Source organism: Geodermatophilus sp. DSM 44513, assembly GCF_032460525.1.
In the GTDB taxonomy this organism is placed as follows: Bacteria; Actinomycetota; Actinomycetes; order Mycobacteriales; family Geodermatophilaceae; genus Geodermatophilus.
Genome location: NZ_CP135963.1, coordinates 944,013 through 968,431 on the forward strand (window position 1 = coordinate 944,013; position 24,419 = coordinate 968,431).

At 74.4% G+C, this 24,419-nt stretch carries 26 protein-coding genes; 17 read left to right on the forward strand and 9 right to left on the reverse strand.

The genetic code is table 11. The features are described 5' to 3' along the window. Nucleotides 1–2: 2 nt before the first annotated feature. On the forward strand, nucleotides 3–1,520 hold the full coding sequence (locus RTG05_RS04495) for a flavin-containing monooxygenase (protein ID WP_166527638.1): 1,518 nt from the start codon (nucleotides 3–5) through the stop codon (nucleotides 1,518–1,520). A gap of 37 nt (nucleotides 1,521–1,557) precedes the next feature. Here the strand turns inward: RTG05_RS04495 and RTG05_RS04500 are convergent, their stop codons facing one another. Next, nucleotides 1,558–2,973 (reverse strand): hypothetical protein, encoded by a 1,416-nt coding sequence (locus RTG05_RS04500; RefSeq protein WP_166527639.1) that lies wholly within the window; start codon nucleotides 2,971–2,973, stop codon nucleotides 1,558–1,560. Between the two features lie 14 nt (nucleotides 2,974–2,987). On the opposite strand from RTG05_RS04500, the gene RTG05_RS04505 reads away from it, so the two are divergent. The 3 genes from RTG05_RS04505 (at nucleotide 2,988) to RTG05_RS04515 (ending at nucleotide 6,484) form a co-directional block, all read left to right on the forward strand. After that, entirely contained in the window at nucleotides 2,988–3,143 is a 156-nt protein-coding gene (locus RTG05_RS04505) for a hypothetical protein (RefSeq protein ID WP_166527640.1), read from the forward strand. Nucleotides 3,144–3,207: 64 nt separating this feature from the next. Beyond that, complete coding sequence (locus tag RTG05_RS04510; protein WP_166527641.1) at nucleotides 3,208–4,572, forward strand: MFS transporter; 1,365 nt, start codon at nucleotides 3,208–3,210, stop codon at nucleotides 4,570–4,572. A gap of 13 nt (nucleotides 4,573–4,585) precedes the next feature. Then, nucleotides 4,586–6,484: an acyl CoA:acetate/3-ketoacid CoA transferase gene (locus tag RTG05_RS04515; protein WP_166527642.1), complete on the forward strand. Its 1,899-nt coding sequence runs from the start codon at nucleotides 4,586–4,588 to the stop codon at nucleotides 6,482–6,484. A gap of 16 nt (nucleotides 6,485–6,500) precedes the next feature. Here RTG05_RS04515 and RTG05_RS04520 read toward each other — a convergent pair whose 3' ends face one another. Then, nucleotides 6,501–6,803 (reverse strand): hypothetical protein, encoded by a 303-nt coding sequence (locus RTG05_RS04520; protein WP_166527643.1) that lies wholly within the window; start codon nucleotides 6,801–6,803, stop codon nucleotides 6,501–6,503. Nucleotides 6,804–6,956: 153 nt separating this feature from the next. Here RTG05_RS04520 and RTG05_RS04525 point away from each other — a divergent pair, with 153 nt between their 5' ends. Continuing rightward, nucleotides 6,957–7,790, forward strand: a complete 834-nt coding sequence (locus RTG05_RS04525; RefSeq protein ID WP_166527644.1) for an SRPBCC family protein — start codon at nucleotides 6,957–6,959, stop codon at nucleotides 7,788–7,790. 40 nt (nucleotides 7,791–7,830) lie between these two features. On the opposite strand, the gene RTG05_RS04530 is transcribed toward RTG05_RS04525, so the two are convergent. Continuing rightward, entirely contained in the window at nucleotides 7,831–8,337 is a 507-nt protein-coding gene (locus RTG05_RS04530; RefSeq protein ID WP_208104789.1) for a SixA phosphatase family protein, read from the reverse strand. An 85-nt stretch (nucleotides 8,338–8,422) separates the two neighbouring features. Between RTG05_RS04530 and RTG05_RS04535 the strand changes: the two genes are divergently transcribed. The 6 genes from RTG05_RS04535 to RTG05_RS04560 all read left to right on the forward strand — a co-directional run bounded on the left by RTG05_RS04535 (nucleotide 8,423) and on the right by RTG05_RS04560 (nucleotide 12,193). Then, nucleotides 8,423–8,878, forward strand: coding sequence for a patatin-like phospholipase family protein (locus RTG05_RS04535; protein WP_315912321.1), 456 nt, complete (start codon nucleotides 8,423–8,425; stop codon nucleotides 8,876–8,878). Nucleotides 8,879–8,890: 12 nt separating this feature from the next. Continuing rightward, on the forward strand, nucleotides 8,891–9,394 hold the full coding sequence (locus RTG05_RS04540; protein ID WP_396349633.1) for a patatin-like phospholipase family protein: 504 nt from the start codon (nucleotides 8,891–8,893) through the stop codon (nucleotides 9,392–9,394). 85 nt (nucleotides 9,395–9,479) lie between these two features. Beyond that, nucleotides 9,480–10,511 (forward strand): aldo/keto reductase, encoded by a 1,032-nt coding sequence (locus tag RTG05_RS04545; RefSeq protein WP_166527645.1) that lies wholly within the window; start codon nucleotides 9,480–9,482, stop codon nucleotides 10,509–10,511. Nucleotides 10,512–10,592: 81 nt separating this feature from the next. Continuing rightward, nucleotides 10,593–10,871 carry a PspC domain-containing protein gene (locus RTG05_RS04550; protein ID WP_166527646.1) on the forward strand — a complete coding sequence of 93 codons (279 nt, stop codon included), beginning with the start codon at nucleotides 10,593–10,595 and terminating at the stop codon, nucleotides 10,869–10,871. A gap of 143 nt (nucleotides 10,872–11,014) precedes the next feature. Continuing rightward, nucleotides 11,015–11,632 (forward strand): LURP-one-related family protein, encoded by a 618-nt coding sequence (locus tag RTG05_RS04555; RefSeq protein WP_208104790.1) that lies wholly within the window; start codon nucleotides 11,015–11,017, stop codon nucleotides 11,630–11,632. 105 nt (nucleotides 11,633–11,737) lie between these two features. Next, nucleotides 11,738–12,193: a hypothetical protein gene (locus RTG05_RS04560; RefSeq protein ID WP_166527647.1), complete on the forward strand. Its 456-nt coding sequence runs from the start codon at nucleotides 11,738–11,740 to the stop codon at nucleotides 12,191–12,193. A 71-nt stretch (nucleotides 12,194–12,264) separates the two neighbouring features. Here the strand turns inward: RTG05_RS04560 and RTG05_RS04565 are convergent, their stop codons facing one another. The 3 genes from RTG05_RS04565 to RTG05_RS04575 all read right to left on the reverse strand — a co-directional run bounded on the left by RTG05_RS04565 (nucleotide 12,265) and on the right by RTG05_RS04575 (nucleotide 15,761). Continuing rightward, nucleotides 12,265–13,020: a succinate dehydrogenase/fumarate reductase iron-sulfur subunit gene (locus RTG05_RS04565; protein ID WP_166529501.1), complete on the reverse strand. Its 756-nt coding sequence runs from the start codon at nucleotides 13,018–13,020 to the stop codon at nucleotides 12,265–12,267. A gap of 74 nt (nucleotides 13,021–13,094) precedes the next feature. Beyond that, complete coding sequence (locus RTG05_RS04570) at nucleotides 13,095–15,041, reverse strand: fumarate reductase/succinate dehydrogenase flavoprotein subunit (protein ID WP_166527648.1); 1,947 nt, start codon at nucleotides 15,039–15,041, stop codon at nucleotides 13,095–13,097. Between the two features lie 15 nt (nucleotides 15,042–15,056). Next, complete coding sequence (locus tag RTG05_RS04575; protein WP_315912323.1) at nucleotides 15,057–15,761, reverse strand: succinate dehydrogenase cytochrome b subunit; 705 nt, start codon at nucleotides 15,759–15,761, stop codon at nucleotides 15,057–15,059. Between the two features lie 146 nt (nucleotides 15,762–15,907). Here RTG05_RS04575 and RTG05_RS04580 point away from each other — a divergent pair, with 146 nt between their 5' ends. Together RTG05_RS04580 and RTG05_RS04585 are read left to right on the forward strand one after the other, a co-directional pair. Continuing rightward, a complete protein-coding gene (locus tag RTG05_RS04580) occupies nucleotides 15,908–16,516 on the forward strand; it encodes a sulfite oxidase-like oxidoreductase (protein ID WP_166527649.1) in 609 nt (202 codons plus the stop codon). 54 nt (nucleotides 16,517–16,570) lie between these two features. Beyond that, entirely contained in the window at nucleotides 16,571–17,254 is a 684-nt protein-coding gene (locus RTG05_RS04585; protein WP_166527650.1) for an FAD-binding oxidoreductase, read from the forward strand. Nucleotides 17,255–17,285: 31 nt separating this feature from the next. Here the strand turns inward: RTG05_RS04585 and RTG05_RS04590 are convergent, their stop codons facing one another. Continuing rightward, the gene (locus RTG05_RS04590) at nucleotides 17,286–18,008 is read right to left on the reverse strand and encodes a monooxygenase (protein WP_166527651.1); all 723 of its coding nucleotides are present in this window, start codon (nucleotides 18,006–18,008) and stop codon (nucleotides 17,286–17,288) included. A gap of 120 nt (nucleotides 18,009–18,128) precedes the next feature. Here RTG05_RS04590 and RTG05_RS04595 point away from each other — a divergent pair, with 120 nt between their 5' ends. Beyond that, the gene (locus RTG05_RS04595) at nucleotides 18,129–18,947 is read left to right on the forward strand and encodes a formate/nitrite transporter family protein (protein ID WP_166527652.1); all 819 of its coding nucleotides are present in this window, start codon (nucleotides 18,129–18,131) and stop codon (nucleotides 18,945–18,947) included. Between the two features lie 27 nt (nucleotides 18,948–18,974). Here the strand turns inward: RTG05_RS04595 and RTG05_RS04600 are convergent, their stop codons facing one another. Next, nucleotides 18,975–20,114: a serine hydrolase domain-containing protein gene (locus RTG05_RS04600; protein WP_166527653.1), complete on the reverse strand. Its 1,140-nt coding sequence runs from the start codon at nucleotides 20,112–20,114 to the stop codon at nucleotides 18,975–18,977. A gap of 29 nt (nucleotides 20,115–20,143) precedes the next feature. Beyond that, nucleotides 20,144–20,692 (reverse strand): DUF1990 domain-containing protein, encoded by a 549-nt coding sequence (locus RTG05_RS04605; RefSeq protein ID WP_166527654.1) that lies wholly within the window; start codon nucleotides 20,690–20,692, stop codon nucleotides 20,144–20,146. A gap of 35 nt (nucleotides 20,693–20,727) precedes the next feature. On the opposite strand from RTG05_RS04605, the gene RTG05_RS04610 reads away from it, so the two are divergent. The 3 genes from RTG05_RS04610 to RTG05_RS04620 all read left to right on the forward strand — a co-directional run bounded on the left by RTG05_RS04610 (nucleotide 20,728) and on the right by RTG05_RS04620 (nucleotide 24,419). Next, on the forward strand, nucleotides 20,728–21,582 hold the full coding sequence (locus tag RTG05_RS04610; RefSeq protein ID WP_166527655.1) for a HipA family kinase: 855 nt from the start codon (nucleotides 20,728–20,730) through the stop codon (nucleotides 21,580–21,582). 28 nt (nucleotides 21,583–21,610) lie between these two features. Beyond that, on the forward strand, nucleotides 21,611–22,006 hold the full coding sequence (locus tag RTG05_RS04615) for a DUF3037 domain-containing protein (protein WP_166527656.1): 396 nt from the start codon (nucleotides 21,611–21,613) through the stop codon (nucleotides 22,004–22,006). A gap of 112 nt (nucleotides 22,007–22,118) precedes the next feature. Further along, nucleotides 22,119–24,419, forward strand: coding sequence for a PhoX family protein (locus tag RTG05_RS04620; protein WP_315912324.1), 2,301 nt, complete (start codon nucleotides 22,119–22,121; stop codon nucleotides 24,417–24,419).

Genomic DNA, 24,419 nt, shown 5'->3' on the forward strand with positions numbered 1-24,419 from the left:
GCATGACCACGACCACCGAACGCCCCACCGCACAAGAACTGCACACCGACGGGTCCGGCACCCAGCACGTCGACGTCCTCGTCGTCGGCGCCGGCGTGTCCGGGATCGGCGCCGCGCACCACCTGCAGGAACGGTTCCCCGACCGGTCCTTCGTCATCCTGGACGCCCAGGACAACCGCGGCGGCACCTGGTGGACCCACCGGTACCCGGGCGTGCGCTCCGACAGCGACCTGTTCACCTACGGCTACCGGTTCAAGCCCTGGCGCGGCCCGTCGATCGCCGCGGGGGAGGAGATCCTCAACTACCTCGACGAGGTCATCGCCGACGCCGACCTGGGCCGGCACATCCGCTACCAGCACCGGGTCACCGCGGCCCGCTGGTCCTCCGACGACCAGCGGTGGACCGTGGAGGTCACCCGCGGCGACACCGGCGAGCAGCTGCGGTACACCACCGACTTCCTGTGGATGTGCCAGGGCTACTACAACCACACGAAGCCGCACCGCCCGCAGTGGCCGGGCCTGGAGGACTTCCAGGGCCTGGTCGTCCACCCCCAGCAGTGGCCGCAGGACCTCGACCTCACCGGCAAGCGCGTCGTCGTCATCGGCTCCGGGTCCACGGCCGCGACCCTGATCCCGGCCATCGCCAAGGACGCGGCGCACGTGACGATGCTGCAGCGCTCCCCCTCCTACTTCCTGGCCCCGCCCCTGACCCACGAGCTCGCCGTGCGGCTGCGCGCCCTCGACGTCCCCGAGGACTGGACCCACGAGATCCTCCGCCGCGCCTACGCCGCCGAGTTCAACGACCTGGCGCGCATGTCGCACGAGGCGCCCGACGAGCTGCACACGTTCCTCATGGAGTCCATGAAGCCGCTGCTGCCGGAGGGCTTCGACGTCGAGAAGCACTTCACCCCGCGCTACCGGCCGTGGCAGCAGCGCATCGCGATCGTCCCGGAGGGCGACCTCTTCGCGGCGCTGCGGGAGGGGCGGGCCTCGATCGTCACCGACACCATCGAGACGTTCACCCCGACCGGCATCCGGGTCGGCTCGGGTGAGGAGCTCGACGCCGACGTCGTCGTCACCGCCACCGGCTTCGACCTCTCGGCGTTCGGCGACATCCCCTTCACCGTGGACGGCGAGCAGGTCGACTTCCCCGACCACGTCACCTGGCGCGGCGTCATGATCAACGACGTCCCGAACATGGCGTACGTGTTCGGCTACTTCCGGCACAGCTGGACGCTGCGCGCGGACCTGGTGAGCGACCTGGTGTGCCGGCTGTTCGAGACGATGGAGCAGAAGGGGGCGCGCACGGTCGTCCCGACGCTGCGGCCCGAGGACGCCGACATGCAGATCCGGCCCTGGTCGGACCCGGAGAACTTCAACGCCGGGTACGTCATGCGCTCGCAGCACGTCCTGTTCAAGCAGGGCGACCGGGAGCCGTGGACGCACATGATGGAGCACGCGGAGGAGATGGAGCTCCTGCCGAAGGTCGACCTCGACGACGGGACGCTCGTCTACCGCTGAGCCCGCGGGCCCGGCGCCCGGTCCGGCCCCCGCGGGGTCAGGGCCGGGCGCCGGGCCCGTCGTCCGAGGACTTCGCGGGCGGCAGCAGCGGGTCGGACAGCGGGGCGTCGGTCCGCGTGCGGCCGCCCCGGCCCCGGGCCGGCGGGGACGTCGGCACGACGGGGTCGACGGCCCCGACGTCGACGGTCGCCGCGGCGCCCTGGCCGGGCCCACGGCTGGTGAGCCGGTCGATCCGGTCCTGCAGCGGAGCGGGCGCCACGGCCCTGACCTGCCCCAGGGCCTGCTGGACCTCCGGCCGCGCCACGACGCCGGCCGCGGCCTGCGCGATCTCCTCGTAGCGTCCCCGGCCGGCCCGCGCGCCGAGGACGTAGCCGACGCCGAAGCCGAGCGCCAGCGACGTCCGGCGGACGGTCCTGCGCCACCCCCGCTCCAGGCGCTCGCCGGTCTCGGCGACCACCTCGGGCACCGCCCCGCCCACCGTGCCCAGGGTGACCAGCGCCTGCAGCGCCGTCGTCCCGGCACGGGCGAGGCCGCCCGCGAGCTGCGGCAGGGCCGCCCCGATCGCCAGCAGGGCGTCGTCGGTGGCCCGCACCGCCGTGTCCGTCCCGGTCCGCGTGGCCCGCCAGGCCACCTGCCCCGCCGTCGACAGGACCGGGGACAGCCGGGTCACGGCCGTGTCGGTGTAGGCCCGCGCCACCGTCGCGGCCAGGGTGCCCCGCCGGGCGGCCTCGCCGGCCACCCGGCCGGCCACCACGGCCCCGGTGGACGCCCGCTCCCGCGCCAGACGGCCCGAGGCCTCCAGTGCCGGTCCGGCCGAGGCCGCGAGGCGGGCGGCCCGGGCAGTCGCCGCGTCGGCGAGGGCGCGGTACCCGGCCGGTGCCGGTGGGGGCGTCCGGCGTCGCCGCAGGCGGCCTGCCCAGGCCGACCCCCGACGCAGTCGCACCGCCACGAGGACGGCGACCGCCAAGCCCGCGAGCGCGGCCACGGCGCCCGCCACCCCGCGACCCCGCTGCTCCCCGCCGCCGGCGGCCGGCTGCTGCACGGGCGCGGCCGGGGCATCTGTGGCCGGGGTGGGTGTGGCCGGAGCGGGAGCGGGAATCCCCGTCCCCGCCGCGGGCAGCAGGCTGTCCGAGGCGACCGTGGAGTACTCGATCCGGTAGTGCCGGTAGAGCTCCGCCTCCTGGTCTTGGGACAGCTCGCGCGCGGCTCCGAACCGCGGCGCGCCCTCGGCGTCGGCCCGGGTGACCGTGACCTGCACCCGGTCGCCCTCCCCGGTCGCGCCGATCAGCGGGACGACCTCGGTGACCTCACCGCGCTCGGCGTACATCCACTCCGGCGACCCGGTGGCCTCGTCGGCCAGCAGGGCGGCGCACACCCCGATCTCGGTCCCGTCGCGGTCGACCACCGTCCGGCCGACCCAGTCCCTCGTCGCGTCCCGATCGGGCAGTGTCATGGTGGCTCCCTGTGGTGAGCGGCCCGGGCGACCCGGTCGCCGGGCCGACGGCCGTCGAGGGCAGCTACCCACCCGGTGCCCCGCCAACCGGCCGGCGGGGGACGACGGACCGGTTGCGGATCCCCGCCGCCCGCAACTCGCCGATGGACGGCAACCCGGGGATGCTGTGACCCGGCGCGCGCCGGACGGGACACCGCCCGGCCGACAGCTGCCACAGACGCGAAGGGGAGAGCCGTGTCCACGTCCCAGCAGGGAGCCGCGGTCCCGCCAGCGTCGCGGACGCCCATCGTCAAGGTCGTCGGCGCCAGCCTCGTCGGCACCACCGTGGAGTGGTACGACTTCTTCCTCTACGGCTCGGCCGCCGCGCTGGTCTTCAACACGCTGTTCTTCCCCGAGTTCGACCCGCTGGTCGGCACCCTCCTCGCCTTCGCCACCTATGCCGTCGGCTTCGCCGCCCGGCCGATCGGTGGGGTGGTCTTCGGGCACTTCGGCGACAAGGTCGGCCGCAAGAAGATGCTGGTCATCACCCTGATGCTGATGGGCGGGGCGACGTTCCTCATCGGCCTGCTCCCGACCTACGACGCCATCGGCATCTGGGCCCCCATCCTGCTGATCGTGCTGCGGCTGGTGCAGGGCTTCGCCCTGGGCGGCGAGTGGGGCGGTGCGGTCCTCATGGCCGCCGAGTACGGGACGCCGGAGCGGCGTGGGTACTGGGCGTCCTGGCCGCAGGCCGGCGCGCCGGCGGGCAACCTGCTCGCCGTCGCCGTCCTCGCCCTGGTCACCGCGCTGACCGACGACGAGCAGTTCCTGTCCTGGGGCTGGCGCATCCCGTTCCTGCTGAGCGCCGTGCTGGTGCTCGTGGGGCTGTGGATCCGGTTCTCCATCGAGGAGTCGCCGGTCTTCCGGGCCGCGCGGGAGCAGGCCGCCACGGCGGAGGAGGCGCCCCGGCTGCCCGTCGTCCAGGTGCTGCGCGACTACCCGCGAGAGATCATCCTGGCCATCGGCGCCCGCCTGGCGGAGAACATCGGCTACTACATCTTCACCGCCTTCGCCCTCACCTACGCCACCCGGGAGGCCGGTGTCTCGCAGGGCACCGCACTCAACGCGGCGCTGATCGCGTCGGCGGTCCACTTCTTCGCCATCCCCGCGATGGGCGCGGCCTCCGACCGGTTCGGCCGCCGGCCGGTCTACCTGGTGGGGGCCGTGGGCATCGGGGTGTGGGGCTTCGTGTTCTTCGCCCTCTACGACTCGCAGTCCTTCCTGTTGCTGGCACTCGCCGGCACGGTCGGCCTGGTGTTCCACGGGGCGATGTACGGGCCGCAGGCGTCCTTCTTCTCCGAGCTGTTCTCCACCCAGGTGCGCTACAGCGGCCTGTCGGTGGCCGGACAGGTCTCCTCCATCGTGGCCGGCAGCCTGGCGCCGATCATCGCCACGGCGCTGCTGCTGGAGTACGGCACCTCGGTGCCCATCTCGCTGTACCTGGCCGGTGCGGCCGTGCTCACCGTGGTCGCCGTGCTGCTCAGCCGGGAGACCTCGCACCGCGACCTGACGCGGGACCCGGTCGCCGACCGGGCGACGGTCGGCACCGGCCGGCGCTGACCCGCGCCGTCCGGTGCAGCGCGACAAGGTCATCTCCGCCGACGCGGCGGCGCAGATCGTCCTCGACGGCGACACGGTGGCCACCGGCGGGTTCGTCGGCGTCGGCTTCGCCGAGGAGCTGGCCCTCGCGCTGGAGCGGCGCTTCGCGGCCACCGGCTCGCCGCGGGACCTCACCCTGCTCTACGCGGCAGGCCAGGGCGACGGGGGCGAACGCGGGCTCAACCACCTCGCGGCCGAGGGCATGGTGCGCCGGGTCGTCGGCGGGCACTGGGGGCTGGTGCCGAAGCTCGGCGCGCTGGCCCTCGACGACCGGATCGAGGCCTACTGCTGGCCGCAGGGGGTGATCAGCCACCTGTTCCGGGAGATCGCCGGCGGCCGCCCCGGCGTGGTCACCAAGGTCGGGCTCGGCACCTTCGTCGACCCCCGCCACGGCGGCGGCCGGATGAACGCCTGCACCACCGAGGAGCTCGTCGAGCTGGTCACGCTGCGCGGGGAGGAGCACCTGTTCTTCCCCGCCCAGCCGGTGCACGTGGCCCTGCTGCGCGGGACGACGGCCGACCCCGAGGGCAACATCACCATGGAGCGGGAGGCCCTCACCCTCGAGGTGCTGTCGATGGCCCAGGCGGCCCGGAACTCCGGTGGCGTGGTCATCGTGCAGGTCGAGCGGGTCACCGAGCACCGGACGCTGAGCTCGCGGGAGGTGCGGATCCCCGGGGTGCTGGTCGACGCGGTCGTCGTCGCCCAGCCGGCCAACCACACGCAGACCTTCGCCGAGGTCCACAACCCCGCCTACACCGGCGAGATCACCGCGCCCAGCACCGGGCTGAGGCCCGTGCCGCTGGACGCGCGCAAGGTGATCGCCCGTCGCGCCGCGCTGTCCCTGTCCACCAACGCGGTGGTCAACCTCGGCATCGGCATCCCCGAGGGGGTGGCCGCGGTGGCCGCCGAGGAGCGGGTCCTGGACCTGATCACGCTGACCGTCGAGCCCGGCGGCGTGGGCGGCATCCCGGCCGGTGGGCTGAGCTTCGGCGCCGTCGCCAACCCGCAGGCGATCATCGACCAGCCGTACCAGTTCGACTTCTACGACGGCGGCGGCCTGGACCAGGCGTTCCTGGGCATGGCCGAGGCCGACGCGGAGGGCAACGTCAACGTCAGCCGGTTCGGCCGCCGGGTGGCCGGCGCCGGCGGGTTCATCAACATCAGCCAGAACGCCAAGGCGGTGTTCTTCCTCGGCACCTTCACCGCCCGCTCACGGGTGGCGGTGCACGACGGCGCGCTGGTGGTCGACGACACCGGCGCGATCCCGAAGTTCCGCGACCGGGTCGGGCAGGTGACCTTCAACGGGCGGCGGGCCGTGGAGCGTGGGCAGTCGGTCCTCTACGTCACCGAGCGGTGCGTCCTGCGGCTCACCGACCGCGGCCTGGAGCTGGTCGAGGTCGCGCCCGGGATCGACGTGGAGCGCGACGTGCTGGCCCACATGGCCGTCGCCCCGGTCGTCGGCGACGTGCGCACGATGGAGGAGGCGGTCTTCCTCGACCGGCCCATGGGGCTGCGCGACCGGCCGCCGGTCGGCATGGACGAGCGGTTCCGGCTCGACCGGGCCTGCGACACCGTCTACGTCAACTTCGAGGGGCTGCGGCTGGTCACCCCGCAGGACGCCGAGGACCTGGCCGGCGAGCTCGACCGCCGGTTCGCCGCGCTCGGCCGGCGGGTGCACGTCGTCGTCAACTACGACAACTTCGACCTGGGCCCCGACGCGGCCGAGGCGTTCTACGCGATGGTCCGGCGCAACGAGGAGCGCCACTTCCTGTCCACCACGAGGTACTCAACCAGCGCGTTCTTCCGCCGCCAGTTCGGCCGCGGGTTCACCGAGCACGACCTGTACGCCAACTTCAGCGACCAACGCCGCTGAGTCGCGCCCCCGGCGGTCAGGCCGCCAGCGGGTGGTGGTGGCAGCGGCCGGCGGTGGTCGCCCGAGCCGCGCAGGGCGCGCCGGCGCGGGTGCGACCCCCGCTGTCGCCGCACCGGGCCGGCGCGGCCGGCTGCGCGGCGACCGGCAGCCCGGTGACCGGCTGCGGGAAGGGCAGGACGACGGCGTCGCGGTCCCCGGCCGGCGGGAGGACGGCGGCGACCGCCGGCGCCGGGCGGGTGACGCGGCGGTGCAGGACGGTCGCGGCGGTCGAGCCGGCGAGGAAGGCGAGCAGGGCGGTGGCGACGTGGCTGGCGCGCATGCCCGCGTCATCGGCAGTCCCGCCGCGGGCGAGGGACACCGGCGTCCCGCAGGCCACGGCTGCCCCAGGCGTGCGGCAGTGGCACGCATCGCACGGACGCAACCGGGGTAGCGGCCCGAGGGGGGGACACCTGCGACGAGGGAGGACCACGCGATGACCACCAAGGTGGAGAAGTCGATCCAGGTCGACGTACCGGTCAACCAGGCCTACAACCAGTGGACGCAGTTCGAGGACTTCCCGCACTTCATGGGCGGGGTCAAGGAGGTGCGGCAGCTCACCGACCAGCGGATGCACTGGGTCGCCGAGATCGCCGGCGTGCGGCGGGAGTGGGAGGCCGCCGTCCTGGAGCAGGAGCCCGACCGCAAGGTGGCCTGGGCGGCGACCAGCGGTGCGACGAACGCCGGCGCGGTGCGGTTCGAGGAGGTCGGGCCGATGTCGACGATCGTGTACCTGTCGCTGGAGTACGAGCCCGAGGGGGTCGTGGAGCAGGTCGGCGACAAGCTCGGCATCGTGGAGCGCCAGGTCACCTCCGACCTCGAGCGCTTCAAGCGGCTGATCGAGGACGAGGGCTACGCCACCGGCGCGTGGCGCGGCTCGGTGAACGAGCACCTCGACGTGGGCACGCCCGGGGTCGGGGACGCCGTCGGCTCGCACGGGGACGACGGCAAGGCGGGCGTGTCCGGCAAGGCCGTCGCCGCCGGCGTCGCCGCCGTGGCCGGTGTCGCGGCGGCCGCCGCGGCCGTGGCCTCCTCCAGCAGCACGGAGGAGGAGCGGCCCCTCCCGCCGCCCCCGCCGCAGCCGGAGGGCGTCGTCCAGCCCGAGACGGTCACCGTCGTCGAGCAGCCGCCCGCCGACGTGGTCCGGGACAGCACGCTGACCGAGGAGGCGCCTCCCGCCGGCTACACCGCCCCGTCCTCCACCGAGGGCGTAGAGCGCGGCGTGCGCGAGGGCGGGGACGACCCGATGATCGGCGGCGGCAGCCGCTGAGCCCGGCGGCCGGTGGGGGCGGGCCGCCCCCACCGGCCGCTCAGTCGCCGGGCACCGCGACGTCCTCCAGCGTCGCGGTGCCCGGGACGAGCTCGGCGAACGCGGTGCCGACGGTGAAGACCGCCACCTGGCCGGGGCGGAAGCCGCCCTGCACCTCCCGGCGCAGGGCGAGGTCGCCGCGGCCGTCGTCGAGCAGCCCCGCCAGCTCCCCGACCGAGGGGTTGTGGCCGACCACGACCAGGGTCGCGACGTCCTCCGCGGTCTCCCGGACGACGCCGAGCAGGTCCTCGACGGTGGCGCCGTACACCCGCGCGTCGACGACCGGCCCGGCCGCCCTCTCCAGCGCCGCCCGTGCCCGCTCCCAGGTCTGCACCGTCCGGCGGGCGGGGGACAGGACCACCCGGTCGGGCACCAGCCCGGCCCCCGCGAGCCACGAGCCGATCGCCGCGGCGTGCCGTTCCCCGCGCGGGGTCAGCGTCCGCTCGGCGTCGACCGGGCCCCCCGCGGCCTCGGCGTGACGGACCAGCAGCAGTCGGTGGGGCGGCACCGCAGGAGTGTGGCACCGGCCGCCGACCCGCGCTCCCGTGCCCGGTGCCCTGGGAGGCGGGGCGGCGGACTGGCAGGCTCGCCGGGTGGTCCGCGTCGGCGTGGTGCTCGGTGGCGGCGGCGTCGTGGGCCAGGCCTACCACTCCGGCGTGCTCGCGGTGCTGCAGAACGACGTCGGCTTCGACGCCCGCACCGCCGACGTCATCGTCGGGACGTCGGCGGGGTCCATCACCGGCACCCTGCTGCGCCTCGGCGTCTCGGCCGAGGACCTCGCCGCCTGGACCGTGCGCGCCCCGCTGTCGGACGACGACGGGGTCCTGCGCCGGGTGGCCGACACCCCCGTCCCCGAGCTGGCGCCCTTCCGGCCGCTAGACGCGCTGCGCCGGCCGCTGCGGCTGCCGGGCCGGCACATGGTGCAGCGCGCGCTCACCCGGCCCTGGCGGTTCCGGCTGCTGACGGCCGGCATGGCCCTGGTCGCGCCCGGCCGGCACGACGTGGCCGAGCAGCTGGCCGCCCTGCGGGAGCTGGAGGGGCCGGGGTAGCCGGACGCCGACCTGTGGGTCTGCGCGGTCCGCCGGCGCGACGGGCGCCGCGTGGTGTTCGGTCGCCCCGGGGCGCCTGAGGCGCCGGTCCACCAGGCGGTGGCGGCGTCCTGCGCGGTGCCCGGGTACTTCGCCCCCGTCCGGATCGGCCGGCACACCTACGTCGACGGCGGGGTGCACTCGCCCACCAACGCCGCCGTGCTCCGCGGCCGCGGCCTGGACCTGGTCGTGGTGGTCTCGCCGATGAGCGGCCCCGCCGGGTGGTCCCCGGGTCTGCACGCGGCCACCCGCCGGCACGCCGCGCTGCTGCTGGCCCGGGAGGTCAGGGCGCTGGAACGCGAGGGGGTCCGCACCGTCGTCTTCGCCCCCGGCGCGGCCGAGCAGCGGGCCATGGGCGACGACGTGATGTCCCGCCATGACCTCGGCGGGGTCATCCAGCAGGCCTACCTGTCCGCCGGCGTACACGCCGCCACCCCAGAGGTGGCCCGCCTGCTGCACGGAGCCGCCGGGCGCTGACCGGGGCGCCGGGTCGGCCTCCGGTGGCGGTCACGCGCCGGCTGCGGCAGCGTCCGGCGCGACCGTCGAGGACAGGAGCACCGTCGTGGAGTACCGCACGCTGGGCCGCAGCGGCTGCGTGGTCTCGTCCCTCGCCCTGGGCACGATGACCTTCGGCGCGGAGACCGACGAGGCCGGCGCGCACGAGCAGCTCGACGTCTTCGTCGAGGCCGGCGGCACGCTGGTCGACCTCGCCGACGTCTACTCCGCCGGCGCCGCCGAGGAGATCACCGGGCGCTGGCTGGCCGCCCGGCCGGCCGACGTCCGCGACCGCGTCGTGCTGGCCACCAAGGGCCGCTTCCCGATGGGCACCGAGCCCAACGCCCTCGGGAACTCCCGGCGGCACCTGCGCCGCGCGCTGGAGGGCTCCCTGCGCCGGCTGGGCGTGGACCACGTCGACCTCTACCAGCTGCACGCCTGGGACCCGCTCACCCCGCTGGAGGAGACGCTGCGCTTCCTCGACGACGCCGTCTCCGCCGGGACGATCGGCTACCCGGGGCTGTCGAACTTCACCGCCTGGCAGCTGCAGGCCGCCGTCGACCTCGCCGAGCACCGGCAGCTGGCCGCCCCGATCACCCTGCAGCCCAGCTACAGCCTGCTGGTCCGCGACGTCGAGTTCGAGATCGTCCCGGCCTGCCTGCACAACGGGCTGGGCCTGCTGCCGTGGGGGCCGCTCGGTGGCGGCTGGTTGTCCGGCAAGTACACCCGTGACCAGCGGCCGGCGGGCGCGACCCGGCTCGGGGAGGACCCGGGCCGGGGCATGGAGGCCTACGACCGGGTCAGCTCCCGGCAGCGCACCTGGGACGTGCTCGAGGCCGTGCAGGACGTCGCCGAGCAGCGGGGCGCGTCGATGCCGCAGGTCGCGCTCGCCTGGCTGGTCGACCGGCCGGCCGTCACCTCCGTCGTCCTCGGCGCCCGCACTCCCGACCAGCTGCGGGACGACCTGGGCGCCGTCGGCGTGACGCTGGATCCGGCCGACGTCGCCCGGCTCGACGCGGTCAGCGACCCCGGCCGGGCCGACTACCCGTACGGGGACGTCGGCGTCCAGCAGCGCAGCCGCGGTCCCGCCGGACCCTGACCCACCGGGGTGCGGAGGACCAGGGTCGGATCCGGGTCCTCCCCGGTTCCCCCAGCACCCCGCCGGCGCCAGGCTCGTGCCATGACCAGCGCCCCCCTCCCGGCCGCCCCCGCCCGTCCCGAGCTGCGCCGCAACGGCACCGACCGGCTGCTCGGCGGCGTGTGCGGCGGCCTCGCCGAGTACAGCGGCATCGACGTCGTCCTCTGGCGGGTCGGTGCCGTCGGCCTCACCCTCGCCGGCGGCACCGGGGTCGTCGTCTACCTGCTGCTGTGGGTGCTGCTGCCCTCCGCGCCGCTGGCCCCCGGCCGCCGTCCCGGCCTGCTCGACCCGCTGGTCGACCGGGTGCACGCGGCGCTGTAGAAGGACCTCCCTGCCCCCCACCACTCGCAAGCTCGCGGCGGGCCCCTGCCGCGAGGCCGGGGCCCGCCGGGCAGCGCCGCGGCGTCCGCCTGGGACACGATGGCACCCGAGCCCCCATCCCCGACCAGCACGGGAGACCCGACGTGACCGTCCCGCCCGCAGCGCAGCCCGCCCCGATGGTCGTGCCCGCCTTCTTCGTCAAGCAGCGGATCACGCTGATGGTCAACCGCTACGAGGTCACCACGGCCAACCCCGACGGCTCCGAGGGGCCGCTGCTGGCCTTCGCCGAGCAGAAGCGGATGAAGCTCAAGGAGGAGGTCGTCTTCTACGCCGACGCCTCCAAGAGCCGTCCGGTGTTCCGGTTCAAGGCCCGCCAGCGGCTGGACGTCGCCGCGCAGCACGACGTCTACGACGAGTACGGGACGCCCATCGGCAGCTTCGGCAAGCAGTTCGGCGCCAGCCTGCTGCGCTCCACGTGGGACCTCTCGGTGCCGGGCCTCACCGCGGTCGGGCAGGAGCGGCGGCTGTCGATCGCCCTGCTGCGCCGCGGCTGGCAGCTCATCCCCTACGTCGGTGACGTGTGGGTGCCGTTCGTCTTCCACTTCGACTTCGTCGACACCGCGACCGGGGCGCCGGTCATGGTCAGCGAGCGGCAGAAGGCGATCCGCGACCGCTACGCCGTCACGGTGCCGGACCCGCGGCTGGACTTCCGCGTCGCGGCGTCCATGGCCGTCGCGCTGGACGCGCTGCAGAGCCGCTGAGCACCCGTTCGACGGGTGTTCACGCCGGCGCCGCCCGGCTGTCCGGGTGCGTTCGCCGGCGCGCGATCGGCTCCGCTGCACGGGACGGGACGGGGAGGAGCCGGGATGACCGACGAGCGACGCTGCCTGGTCCTGGCCAACCAGACGCTGTGCGGCGAGCGGCTGCTCGAGCTGGTCGCCGAGCGGGTCGCCACCGGGCCGCACGCCTTCCACGTCGTCGTCCCGGCCACGCCGGTGCGCGACCAGGAGGGGCCGCCGGGCGGCGGGGACGACGACGTGCTCACCGCGCCCACCCGCGCCTACGCGCTGGCCCAGCAGCGCCTGGACCGGGCGGTCGAGCAGATCCGGGCGGCGGGCGCGACGGCCTCCGGTGAGGTGGGGGACCCCGACCCGCTGGTCGCTGCGGAGCTCGCCCTTAAGCACGTCCGCGCCGACGAGGTCGTCGTGGTCACCCTGCCGCTGGGGCTGTCCCGCTGGCTGCGCGGCGGGCTGCCGGCACGGGTCGGCCGGGCGTCGGGGTTGCCCGTCCAGCACGTGGTCGAGGAGGCGGTACCCGGCTGACCGTGGAACACGAGAGGCCCAGGACCGGACCGGTCCTGGGCCTCTCGTCCACCGCGATCCGGTGGGGGTGACTAGCTCTTCGGGCGGGCCCCGGCGCGCAGGGCCCCGAGCAGGTCGTGGTTGAGCCGGGAGATGGTCTCCATCGAGATGCCCTTCGGGCAGGCCGCGGAGCACTCGCCGATGTTGGTGCACCCGCCGAAGCCCTCGCGGTCCTGCTGGGCGATCATGTTGACCACCCGGTCGTCGCGCTCGGGCTGACCCTGCGGCAGCAGGTTCAGGTGGGTCACCTTGGCGGAGGTGAACAGCATCGAGGAGGCGTTCGGGCAGGCCGCCACGCAGGCGCCGCAGCCGATGCAGGTGGCCGCGTCGAAGGCCGCGTCGGAGTCCTTCTTGGCCACCAGGATCGAGTGCGCCTCGGGGGCGGTGCCGGTCGGCGCGCTGATGTACCCGCCGGACTGGATGATCCGGTCGAGGGCCTGACGGTTGACCGACAGGTCCTTGATCACCGGGAACGCGGTCGCGCGCCACGGCTCGATGTCGATCGTGTCGCCGTCGGAGAACTTGCGCATGTGCAGCTGGCACGTGGTCGTCTGCTCCGGCCCGTGCGCCATCCCGTTGATCATCAGGCCGCAGCTGCCGCAGATGCCCTCGCGGCAGTCGTGGTCGAACACCACCGGGTCGTCACCGGCGAGGATCAGCTTCTCGTTCAGGACGTCGAGCATCTCCAGGAAGGACATGTCCGGGGAGATGTCGCTGACCTGGTAGGTGACCATCTTGCCCTTGTGCTGCGGCCCCTTCTGCCGCCAGATCCGCAGGGTGAGGGTCATCCCGTGGTCGGCCATGGCGGGGTCGTCGTGCCCCGCGGTGCCGGACGCGAAGGTCGGGTGCTCCTGGGTGGCTGTCACTTGTAGCTCCGCTGGGCGAGGTGGACGTACTCGTACTCGAGGGCTTCCCGGTGCAGGACCGGCGGGGCCCCCTCCGGGGTGTACTCCCAGGCGGCGACGTAGGCGTACTCGCCGTCGTCGCGCAGCGCCTCCCCCTCGGGGGTCTGGCTCTCTGCCCGGAAGTGGCCACCGCAGCTCTCGTTGCGGTGCAGGGCGTCGACGCACATGAGCTCGGCGAGCTCCAGGAAGTCGGCGACCCGGCCGGCGTGCTCCAGCGTCGGGTTGATGGTGTCCCAGTCGCCGGACACCTTGACGTTGGTCCAGAACTCGTGGCGGATCTCGGGGATGCGGTCCAGCGCCTTGCGCAGACCCTCCTCGGACCGCTCCATCCCGCACAGGTCCCACATCAGCCGGCCGAGCTCGCGGTGGAAGGACGCCGGGGTGCGGGTGCCGTTGATGGACAGCAGCTTCTGCACCTGGGCCTGCACGCCGCCGAGTGCCTCGGCCACCTGCGGGTGGGTGTCGTCGAGAGGGCCGAACGGGCCGTCGGCGAGGTAGTCGCCGATCGTGTTGGGCAGCACGAAGTAGCCGTCGGCCAGGCCCTGCATGAGCGCGCTGGCGCCCAGCCGGTTGGCGCCGTGGTCGGAGAAGTTCGCCTCGCCGATCACGAACAGGCCCGGGACCGTCGACTGCAGGTCGTAGTCGACCCACAGCCCGCCCATCGTGTAGTGCACCGCCGGGTAGATCCGCATCGGCGTCTCGTACGGGTCCTCGCCGGTGATCTGGGCGTACATGTCGAAGAGGTTGCCGTACTTGGCCTCGATCGCCTGCCGGCCCAGCCGGCCGATGGCGTCGGCGAAGTCCAGGTAGACGCCCAGCCCGCCGGGGCCCACGCCGCGGCCCTCGTCGCACACGTTCTTGGCCTGGCGCGAGGCGATGTCGCGGGGCACCAGGTTGCCGAACGAGGGGTAGATGCGCTCGAGGTAGTAGTCCCGCTCGTCCTCGGGGATGTCCCGGGCGTCGCGGGTGTCGCCGCGCTCCTTGGGCACCCACACCCGGCCGTCGTTGCGCAGGGACTCGCTCATCAGCGTGAGCTTGGACTGGTAGTCGCCCTTGACCGGGATGCAGGTCGGGTGGATCTGGGTGTAGCAGGGGTTGGCGAAGTACGCGCCCCGCTTGTGCGCCCGCCAGATCGCCGTGGTGTTGGAGCCCTTGGCGTTGGTGGACAGGTAGAAGACGTTGCTGTACCCGCCGGTGGCCAGCACGACGGCGTCGGCGAAGTGGGTGCTCACCTCACCGGTGATGAGGTCGCGCGCCACGATGCCGCGGGCCCGGCCGTCGACCATGATCAGGTCGAGCATCTCGGTGCGGGCGTGCTGCCCCACGGTGCCGACCGCCATCTGCCGCTCCAGGGCCTGGTAGGCGCCGTAGAGCAGCTGCTGGCCGGTCTGGCCACGGGCGTAGAAGGTGCGCGAGACCTGCGCGCCACCGAAGGAGCGATTGTCTAGCAGGCCGCCGTACTCGCGGGCGAACGGCACGCCCTGGGCGACGCACTGGTCGATGATGCTGACGCTCACCTCGGCCAGGCGGTGCACGTTGTTCTCGCGGGAGCGGAAGTCCCCGCCCTTGACGGTGTCGTAGAACAGCCGGTGCACGCTGTCACCGTCGTTGCGGTAGTTCTTCGCGGCGTTGATGCCGCCCTGTGCGGCGACGCTGTGCGCCCGCCGCGGGCTGTCGTGGAACCAGAAGGACTTCACCCGGTAGCCGGCCTCACCCAGCGTCGCCGCTGCGGAACCACCGGCCAGGCCGGTGCCGACGACGATGACGGTCCGCTTGCGGCGGTTGGCCGGGTTCACCAGCCGCGCCTGGAAGCGCCGGGTGCTCCAGCGCTCCGCGATCGGCACGTCCATCGGCGCCTTGGTGTCGGCGATCGGGTCACCCACGGCGAACAGGTCGAGAGGCATGGCGACGGGCTCCTTCTAACCGACGAGACCGAAGAGGACGCTGAACGGGACGACGAGGTAGCCGCCGATCAGCACCACGGAGAACACCAGGGCGAAGAGGTTGACCGTCTTCTCCCGGCGCTTGTTGCTCTGCCCGAGCGTCTGCGTGGCACTCCAGATGCCGTGGCGCAGGTGCATGCCGAGCAGGACCAGGGCGATCACGTAGACCGCGGTGATGAACGGGTTGGAGAAGCCGGCGACCAGGCGGTCGTAGGGCGTCGTGCCGGGGCCCTCCGGGTTCGCCACGCCCATCGTGAGGTCGAGGATGTGGTAGACGATGAACAGGCCGACGATCACGCCGCCCCAGCGCATGGTCCGCGAGGAGTAGCTCTGCGCCACGGCCTTCTTGGTCACGTAACCCTGCGGCCGGGCCCGCTTGGCCTGCCGCCACAGCGAGGCGATCGCCCAGAAGTGGGCGACCACGACGGCCAGCAGGGCGAACCGGATGATGGTCAACGTCGTCTGCGCCGGGACGACGGGTTCACCGATCGTCCGGATCCACTCGGAGTACCCGTTGTAGGCCTCGCGACCGGCGAAGACCTTGAGGTTGCCGATCATGTGCGCGATCAAGTACAGGACCATGATGATGCCGGTGACCGCCACCACGGCCTTCTTGGCCACGGAGTTGGTCTTCGCGGCCTTGGGGGTCCTGCGCTGTCCCGGTTGCGTCACCGTCACCACGAGGGCAAAGGTAGGCCCGATGGCGTGGTGTCGGCCACGCCGACACCTGGTGAATCTCCTCTCGTAAGGCCCTCCTAACCCGGACGCGGTAACCTGCCGCCCCCTCAGGGTGGTTGCGGGGCGTCCCCGCAGGGGAGGAGCAGGGCATGGCTGGACCCACACGAGGCTTCCTCGGCCGCCGCCGCGAGCGCGACCCGCGGCTGCCGCCCGGTCAGTACGACGCCGGCCGCGACTGGCCGGTGCTCACTGCCGAGCCGACGCCGCGGATCGCCCCCGAGACCTGGAGCATCACCGTCGACGGCCGGGTGGAGAGCCCGACCACGTGGACCTGGGACGAGGCGCACCGGCTGCCCCGCTCGGAGTACCGCGGCGACATCCACTGCGTCACCACCTGGTCGAAGTTCGACACCTGGTTCGCCGGCGTCAGCGTCGACACCCTGCTCGAGGCCGCCCGCCCGACGGCCGACGCGCACTTCGTCATGGCGACGTCCAAGACCGGCTACACCACCAACCTGCCGCTCGAGGACGTCACCGGCGGGAAGGCGTGGGTGGTCTGGGAGTACGACGGCGGCCCGCTGCCGGTCGAGCACGGCGGGCCGGTGCGGCTGCTCGTCCCGCACCTGTACTTCTGGAAGAGCGCCAAGTGGGTGACCCGGCTGACCCTGCTGCAGCGCGACCAGCCCGGGTTCTGGGAGCAGAACGGCTACCACGACCGGGGCGACCCCTGGCGCGAGCAGCGCTACCAGGGTGATTAAGGACCCCGTCCCCCTCACCCCTCGCAGGCTCGGGGTGAGCCTCTGGACGGGGCCATGACCGGGTGGCGGACGGCGACCGTCGCCGAGGTGCGGCGGCCGGTGCCGCGGGCGGTGGGGCTGCGGCTCGACGTCCCCGGTCGGGTGCGGCACCTGGCCGGGCAGCACTACGTCGTCCGGCTGACCGCCGAGGACGGCTACACCGCCCAGCGCTCCTACTCGGTGGCCTCCGCCCCCGGCGACCCGCTCGTGGAGCTGTTCGTCGAGCGGCTCGACGACGGCGAGGTGTCCACCTTCCTCGCCGACGTCGTCGAGCCCGGCGACACCCTCGAGGTGCGCGGCCCGATCGGCGGCTGGTTCGTGTGGGACTGCACGCACCCGGCCCTGCTGGTCGGCGGCGGCTCCGGCGTCGTCCCGCTGGTGGCGATGCTGCGCGCGGCCCGCGAGCTCGGCCGCACCGACCTGCTGCGGATCGCGGTGTCCACCCGCACCCTCGCCGAGCTGCCCTACGCCGACGAGCTGCTCGCGGCCGGGGCGGTGGTGGCGACCACGCGGGAGGGGCACGGCGTCCGCCCGCCCGGCCGGCTGACCGCCGCCGACCTGGTGCCACTGTGGGAGCCGGGCCAGACGGCCTACGTCTGCGGGTCGGCGGGCTTCGCGGACTCGGCCGGCCGGCTGCTCGTCGAGCTCGGGTACCCGGCGACCGACGTGCGGGTGGAGACGTTCGGCGCCAGCGGCTGAGCGGAGGCCGCCGGAGGGGCCTTTCGCGCGCTCACGGCCGTTCAGGCGACGGCCTTGAGCGCAGCGGGTCGCGGCCGGCCACGGTGCCCTCGGCGGACAGCAGCGCCAGGCGGGCGAACAGCTCCTCGGCGTACCAGCCCTCCTGCGCGGTCCGGGTGACGACGGCGGCGTGCGGGGCGCGGTCGTAGGCGAAGGAGTTCAGCGCGGCCGCGGAGTCCCAGACGCTGAAGGTGCCCTGCAGCCCGAGCGGGGCCTCCCCGATGCCGATGGCCAGCCGCAGCCCCGGGCTGTCGTGCAGGTCGGCCGACACCGGGGGGACGGCGCGCCAGAACGTCACCGCCTTGCGGGTGGCCAGCCGGGCGCGGGTGACCGCGGCGACCGGCCCGTCCCAGCGCTGCGGCCGGGGGTCGCCGAACGGCTCCTGCCGCGACCACCGTCCCCGGGCGACCAGCGGGCGCATCCGGGCGGTCCACCGCTCCTCGGCGACCCGCCCCCAGCGGCGGACGACGTCCCCGTGCGCGAAGGCCTCGGCGGACCGCTCGTCGTCCCACACGGCCAGCAGCGCCCACCGGCGGGGGTCGGCGTCGCGCACGGTGAACGTGCGTCCGCTGCCGGTGCCCAGGAGCTTGGCGAACCGCAGCCCGGGGGAGCGGCGCAGCGGGCGCCGGTCGGTGGCCATGCGCAGCAGCGCGCCGGGCACCGACCGCCCCGGCACGCCCCACACGTCCAGGGTCACCAGCGGTCCTGTGCTCACCCGTCCGATCCTCCCCGCGCCGGCCCACGTGTGCCCGCGCGGCGCAGGGGTACGTGCGCGGAGGCACAGGCGCCGGTGACCGGGGCACCCGGACGGGCGGTCCGACGGGAGGGGTCCGGCATGGCGCAGTCCACGCGCGAACGGCTCGGGCACACCGACGCCCCGGTCGAGGACGAGGTCGCCGAGGCCTTCGGCCACATCGTCGACGAGGGCGCACAGCGGCTGCACCGCACCTGGCGCGAGGTGCTGGCCACGGGCCTGGCCGGCGGCCTGGAGATCGCGACGGGCGTCGTCGCACTGCTGGCCGTCTACGGTGCCACCGGCAGCCACCTGCTGGCCGGCCTGGCCTTCAGCATCGGGTTCATCGCGCTGGTGCTGGCCAAGAGCGAGCTGTTCACCGAGGGCTTCCTCGTGCCGGTCACGGCCGTGGTCGCCGGGCGGGCGAGCGTGGCCCAGCTGGGCAAGCTGTGGGCCGGCACGCTGGCGGCCAACCTCGTCGGCGGCTGGCTGGTCATGTGGCTGGTCGTGCACGCACTGCCCGACCTGGGTGCCACGGCGGTGGAGTCGGGCCGCACCTTCGTCGACGCGCCGCTGGACCTCAGAGCGGTCAGCCTGGCGCTGCTCGCCGGTGTCTTCATCACGTTGATGACCCGCATGCAGCACGGCGCGGACTCCGAGACCGGGAAGCTGGCCGCCTCGGTGGTCGGGGGGTTCCTGCTCGCCGGGCTGGTGCTGTTCCACTCCGTGCTCGACTCCCTCATCCTCTTCGGCGCGTTCCACCACGGGGCCCCGTACGGCTACACCGACTGGCTGGCCTGGTTCTGGTACACGACGCTGCTCAACGTCGCGGGCGGGCTGGGGACGATCACCCTGCTGCGGCTGGTCCGCAGCAAGGACCTCATCGAGCGGGAGCGGAGCGCGGCCGGCGCCGAGGACTGAGCGGGGGCCCAGCCCGCCACGGGAGGGTCAGCGCGGCCCGAAGGCGACGGCCCGGACGTCCTCGAACAGTGCGGGCGGCCGGGGTGAGGCCCACATCTGGTTGGTGAGCAGCACCGCGGTGGTGCCGGTGACCGGGTCGCTCCACCAGGTGCCGCCCAGCCCGCCGTCCCAACCGAACGAGCCCGCGTGCCGGCCGCCGGGCTCGTCCGTGCGACGGACGCCGACGCCCAGCCCCCAGCCGCCGCCCTCGTCGTCGACCGGGCCGGCCTGCTCGGTGGTCATCGCCCGCACCGTCGCGGGCGACAGCACCGGGGCGCCCCCGTCGAGCAGTGCCCGCGCCAGGGCGGCGAGGTCGTCCACGGTGGACACCAGCCCGTCACCGCCGTCGGGGAAGGCCGGCGGCCGCGCCCACTGCCCGTCGGCGGCGTCGTACACCTGCCGTCCGCCGTCCTCGCCGGGCGGGGTCCAGTGCGGGCCCAGCCGGTCCCGGGCGTGGTCGGGCACGGTGAAGCCGGTGTCGGCCATCCCGAGCGGGTCCAGCACCCGCTCGGCGAGCACCTCGGGCAGCGGGCGGCCGGCCGCCCGGGCGACGAGGACGCCGAGCACGCTCGCCCCGGTGTGGTACAGCCAGCGCTCGCCCGGCTGGTGCGCCAGCGGGACGGAGGCCACCCGGCGCAGCCACTCCTCCGGTGGCGGGGCGGCCTGCGGCGCCGGCGGGCCGGCAGGCAGGCCGGCGGCGGCCAGCGCGGTGACCGTCGGGGTGGGCCACGGTGCGGTGAAGTCGAGGCCGAGCCCCAGCCGGAACGTGAGCACGTCGCGCACGGTGACCGGCCGGCGGGCCGGCACCGTCCCGGCGGCGGCGTCGGCGGCGTCGGCGAGCACCCGCCGGCCGGCCAGCTCGGGCAGCACGGGGTTCACCGGGTCGTCGAGGCCGAGCGTCCCGTCCTCGACCAGCGTCAGCGCGGCGACCGCGACCACCGGCTTGGTGATCGACGCGATCCGGAAGACGGTGTCCGGTCGCACCGCGTCGTCCCCGCCCGGGTCGTGCACGCCGGCCGCGCCGCGGGCCACCTCGTCCCCGCGAGTCACGTGCCACGCGGCGCCGGGCACCGCCCCCGCGGCCACGTGTCCGCGCACCACCGCCTCGACGTCGGCTGCCAGTCCCATGCCGCTCCGACTCCCGCGCGGGCCGGGACTCAGCGGTCCCGCGCGGCCCGCCGGGCTGCGCCCAGGTAGCGGGCGATCGCCGCCCGCTGCACCAGCCGGCTCACCGGGCCGGCGAGCCGGGCGGCGGACGTGGCCATCCGGGAGAAGACCCGCAGGGTGAAGACGACGTCGCCGCCGGGCTCCAGCCGCACGACGAACGCCTCCTCGCCGCTCTCCGGGTGACCGGGCAGCGTGCCGTAGCCGAAGCCCCGCTCGTCGCCGGTGGTCTGCGCCCACACCACCCGGCAGGGGATGTCGTAGCCCAGCCGGGGCAGCCCCGCGGTGAGGACGACGACGGTGCCCGGTTCGCCGGCCGGGCCGGTGGCGCGCACCCGCAGGCCCAACGAGCGCTGCAGCCGCCACCCGAGCACCGCCGCGGCGGCGCGCTCGAACGCCGCCCGGCCGGACCCGACGACCACCGAGCGCTCCAGGACCCCGTAGCCGGCCGGCAGCACCGCCTGCCGCGTGCCGCCCACCTCCGGGTAGGTGAGCGGGACGCCGGTGAGGCCGGCGGGGTCGGTCGCGCGGAAGAGGCCCACGGCCCGAGTGTGCCCGCCGGTAGGTTGGGCGCACTGTGCTGCCCGCCGTCACCGCCACCCGCTACGTCACCCCGCTGCGCGAGGGCGGCTCGCTGCCCGGGCTCATGGAGGCCGACGACCTGGGCACTTACGTGGTCAAGTGGCGCGCGGCCGGGCAGGGCGTGCGGGTGCTCGTGGCCGAGGTGGTCTGCGGGGAGCTCGCCCGCGCCCTGTCGCTGCCGGTGCCGGCCCTGGTCACCGTGGACGTCGCCCCGGAGCTGGCGGTGGGGGAGCCCGACGTCGAGGTGCAGGAGCTGCTTCAGCGCTCGGCCGGCGTCAACCTCGGGCTGGACTACCTGCCCGGGGCGCTGGACTTCGAGGCGGGGGCCGACGGCGTCGACCCCGAGCTGGCCGGCCGGGTGCTGTGGTTCGACGCGCTGGTGGGCAACGTGGACCGCTCGTGGCGCAACCCCAACATGCTGTTCTGGCACGGCCGGCTGCAGCTGATCGACCACGGGGCGGCCCTGACCTTCCACCACTCCTGGCCCGGCGCCGCGGCGGCCGTCGCGCGCCCCTACGACGCCGCCCAGCACGCGCTGGTCGACTGCGCACCCGACGTCCGGGCCGCCGACGCCGCCCTCGCCCCGCAGGTCACCCGGCCGCTGCTGGACCGGGTGCTGGCGCTCGTGCCCGACGTCTGGCTCGAGGGGCCGTCGCCGGACGACCCGCCCACGGCGGTGCGAGCCCGGTACGTCGACCAGCTGCTGGCCCGGCTGGCCGCCCGGGACACGTGGCTGCCGCCGCTGGTGGCCGCCGCCGCCGCGGGCGGGTCGCGCCGCCGTGCGCCGCGCGGGGAGAACCGTCCGTCCTGGCTGGGCCCGCCGCCGCCGGAGGGGGTGTCCCAGCGGTGAGGGACGAACCGCTGCGGAAGGCGGAGCGGTGAGCCGGGACACCTTCGAGTACGCCGTCCTGCGGGTCGTCCCGCGGGTGGAGCGCGGGGAGTCGCTCAACGCCGGCGTCCTCGTCTACTGCCGGCAGCGGGACTACCTCGGCTCCCGGGTGCACCTGGACACCGACCGGCTGCGCGCGCTGGACCCGACCGCCGACCCGGCTGCCGTCGGTCGGGCGCTGCAGGCCGCCGCCGACGTCTGCGCCGCCGACCCGGCCGCCGGTGCCGCCGGCCGGGAGGCGCTGGGCTCCCGGTTCCGCTGGCTGACCGCTCCGCGCAGCACCGTCGTCCAGGCCGGGCCGGTGCACACCGGGCTCACCGCCGACCCGGACGCCGAGGCCGACCGCCTCCTGCGGTTGCTGGTGCTGCCCGTGGGCGGGGCATGACCCGAGTCACAGGGGGCACACAGGTCACAGGAGTTTCACCTCCCGTCCACCTGATCACGGCGGGCCCCTGCCTAGCGTGCCGGAGGCCCTGTCACCCGTTCTGAGGACCCTGATGACGGACATCCGCCCGCCCCGGCGTCGCCTCCTGCCGCTGCTCACCGCCAGCCCGGTGCGCCACGGCACGACCAGCCACACCACGTGCTTCTACAAGTGCGGCAACGCCTGCGACAAGCCGGTGCCCAACCGGACCGACAACCCCACGTTCGCCTCCGTCGTCCAGTCCGCCGTCAGCCGGCGCAACGTGCTCAAGGCCGCCGGGGTGAGCGCACTGGTCGTCGCCGCCGCCCCGGCGCTGCCCGCGGCCGCCCACGGTCGCCGTGACAACGGCACGGGTGTGAGCCCGGAGGCCGCCGCCGCCGCCGCCCCGCTGACCTTCACCCCGGTCGAGCAGAACTTCCTCGACGAGCTGATCGTGCCCGCCGGCTACTCGTACTCCGTCGTCATGCGCTGGGGCGACCCGGTCGAGGAGGGCGCGCCGCAGTTCGACATCGACGCCCAGACGCCGGAGGCCCAGGCCAAGCAGTTCGGCTACAACTGCGACTTCATCGGCTGGCTGCCGATGGACGACTCCCACGCCCTGCTCGTGGTGAACCACGAGTACACCGACGAGCAGCTGATGTTCGGCGGGGTGGCCGACGAGGAGGGTGCCGGCGACATCAGCGACGAGCAGAAGCGGATCGCGATGATGGCGCACGGGATCTCCGTGGTGCAGGTGCGCCGGGTGGGCCAGACCGGCCAGTGGCGGCCCACCCGCGACCGCAGCCGCAACCGGCGGGTCACCGCGATGACCCCCCACGAGTTCACCGGGCCGGCCGCCGGCTCCGAGTACCTGAAGACCAGCGCGGACCCCACGGGCCGCACCGTGCTCGGCACGCTGAACAACTGCGCCGGTGGCATCACCCCGTGGGGCACCACGCTGCACGGCGAGGAGAACTTCAACCAGTACTTCGGCAGCTCCGCGCCGATCACCGTGGACGCCCAGCTGGCCGCCCTGGACCGGTACGGCATCAGCGCCGAGGACGTCCCCACCCGGCAGTGGCAGACGGCCGACCCCCGGTTCGACCTCATCCAGGAGCCCAACGAGGTCAACCGGTTCGGCTGGGTCGTCGAGCTCGACCCGTTCGACCCGCACTCCACGCCGAAGAAGCACACCGCCCTGGGCCGCTTCAAGCACGAGGGCGCCGACGTCCGGATCGCCGAGGACGGCCGGGTGGTCGCCTACTCCGGTGACGACGAGCGCTTCGACTACATCTACAAGTTCGTCTCCACGGGCCGGTACGAGGAGGGGGACAAGGCGCACAACATGACGCTGCTGTCCGAGGGCGACCTGTACGTCGCGCACTTCACCGGCGACTCGCCGCCCGCGGAGATCGACGGCAGCGGAACGCTGCCCAGTGACGGCGAGTTCGACGGCACCGGCACCTGGGTGCCGCTGGTCAAGGACGGCGAGTCCATGATCCCGGGCAAGAACGTCGCCTGGGTGCTCACCTACACCCGGCTGGCCGCCGACCGGCTCGGCAAGCGCCTGGACGCCAACGGGGACCCGGTGCTCGACGCCGCCGGCGAGGAGATCGTCGACGACCCGGCGAAGGTGCCGACCCGGATGGACCGTCCCGAGGACATCCAGACCAACCCGGTCAACGGGCGGGTCTACGTGGCGCTGACCAACAACTCCCGGCGGGGCACCGAGGGGCGGCCCGGGGTGGACGAGGCCAACCCGCTCGCCCGGTCCTACGCCTTCGACGAGGGCAGCCCGGCGGTCGCCGCCACCGGGACCGAGGCGGCGGTGGAGGCGGTGGCCGCCTCCTTCAGCGAGCAGCCCGGCAACAACAACGGGCACGTCATCGAGTGGGAGGAGCGCGGCAAGGCGACGTCGACCGAGTTCTCCTGGCGGATCTTCCTGCTCGCCGGTGACCCGGAGCGCCCGGAGACCTACTTCGCCGGGTACGACAAGAGCCAGGTCAGCGCCATCTCCTGCCCGGACAACCTGGAGTTCGACCCGGCCGGGAACCTGTGGATCTCCACCGACGGCACCGCGCTGTCCACCCGCAACCAGGAGGCCGGGACCGTCGGTGGGACCAACGACGGCCTGTTCGCCGTCCCGACCGCCGGCTCGGAGCGCGGGCACCTCAAGGCGTTCCTCACCGTGCCCATCGGCGCGGAGTGCAGCGGGCCGATGATCCCGTCCGACGGCCGGTCGGTGTTCGTGGCGGCGCAGCACCCGGGGGAGACCGACGGGTCGACCCTGGAGACCCCGTCGAGCACCTGGCCGGACCGACTGCCGGAGCGCCCGTTCCCACGGCCGAGCGTGGCCGTGGTCTTCCGCCACGACGGGCAGCGCGTCGGCGTGTAG

Excerpts from the sequence above, each read along its gene's own strand:
- RTG05_RS04495 (WP_166527638.1), top strand. The coding sequence starts at position 3 with ATGACCACGACCACCGAACGCCCCACCGCACAAGAACTGCACACCGAC.
- RTG05_RS04500 (WP_166527639.1), bottom strand. The coding sequence starts at position 2,973 with ATGACACTGCCCGATCGGGACGCGACGAGGGACTGGGTCGGCCGGACG.
- RTG05_RS04520 (WP_166527643.1), bottom strand. The coding sequence starts at position 6,803 with ATGCGCGCCAGCCACGTCGCCACCGCCCTGCTCGCCTTCCTCGCCGGC.
- RTG05_RS04525 (WP_166527644.1), top strand. The coding sequence starts at position 6,957 with ATGACCACCAAGGTGGAGAAGTCGATCCAGGTCGACGTACCGGTCAAC.
- RTG05_RS04550 (WP_166527646.1), top strand. The coding sequence starts at position 10,593 with ATGACCAGCGCCCCCCTCCCGGCCGCCCCCGCCCGTCCCGAGCTGCGC.
- RTG05_RS04560 (WP_166527647.1), top strand. The coding sequence starts at position 11,738 with ATGACCGACGAGCGACGCTGCCTGGTCCTGGCCAACCAGACGCTGTGC.
- RTG05_RS04565 (WP_166529501.1), bottom strand. The coding sequence starts at position 13,020 with ATGACCCTCACCCTGCGGATCTGGCGGCAGAAGGGGCCGCAGCACAAG.
- RTG05_RS04570 (WP_166527648.1), bottom strand. The coding sequence starts at position 15,041 with ATGCCTCTCGACCTGTTCGCCGTGGGTGACCCGATCGCCGACACCAAG.
- RTG05_RS04580 (WP_166527649.1), top strand. The coding sequence starts at position 15,908 with ATGGCTGGACCCACACGAGGCTTCCTCGGCCGCCGCCGCGAGCGCGAC.
- RTG05_RS04585 (WP_166527650.1), top strand. The coding sequence starts at position 16,571 with ATGACCGGGTGGCGGACGGCGACCGTCGCCGAGGTGCGGCGGCCGGTG.
- RTG05_RS04595 (WP_166527652.1), top strand. The coding sequence starts at position 18,129 with ATGGCGCAGTCCACGCGCGAACGGCTCGGGCACACCGACGCCCCGGTC.
- RTG05_RS04600 (WP_166527653.1), bottom strand. The coding sequence starts at position 20,114 with ATGGGACTGGCAGCCGACGTCGAGGCGGTGGTGCGCGGACACGTGGCC.
- RTG05_RS04620 (WP_315912324.1), top strand. The coding sequence starts at position 22,119 with ATGACGGACATCCGCCCGCCCCGGCGTCGCCTCCTGCCGCTGCTCACC.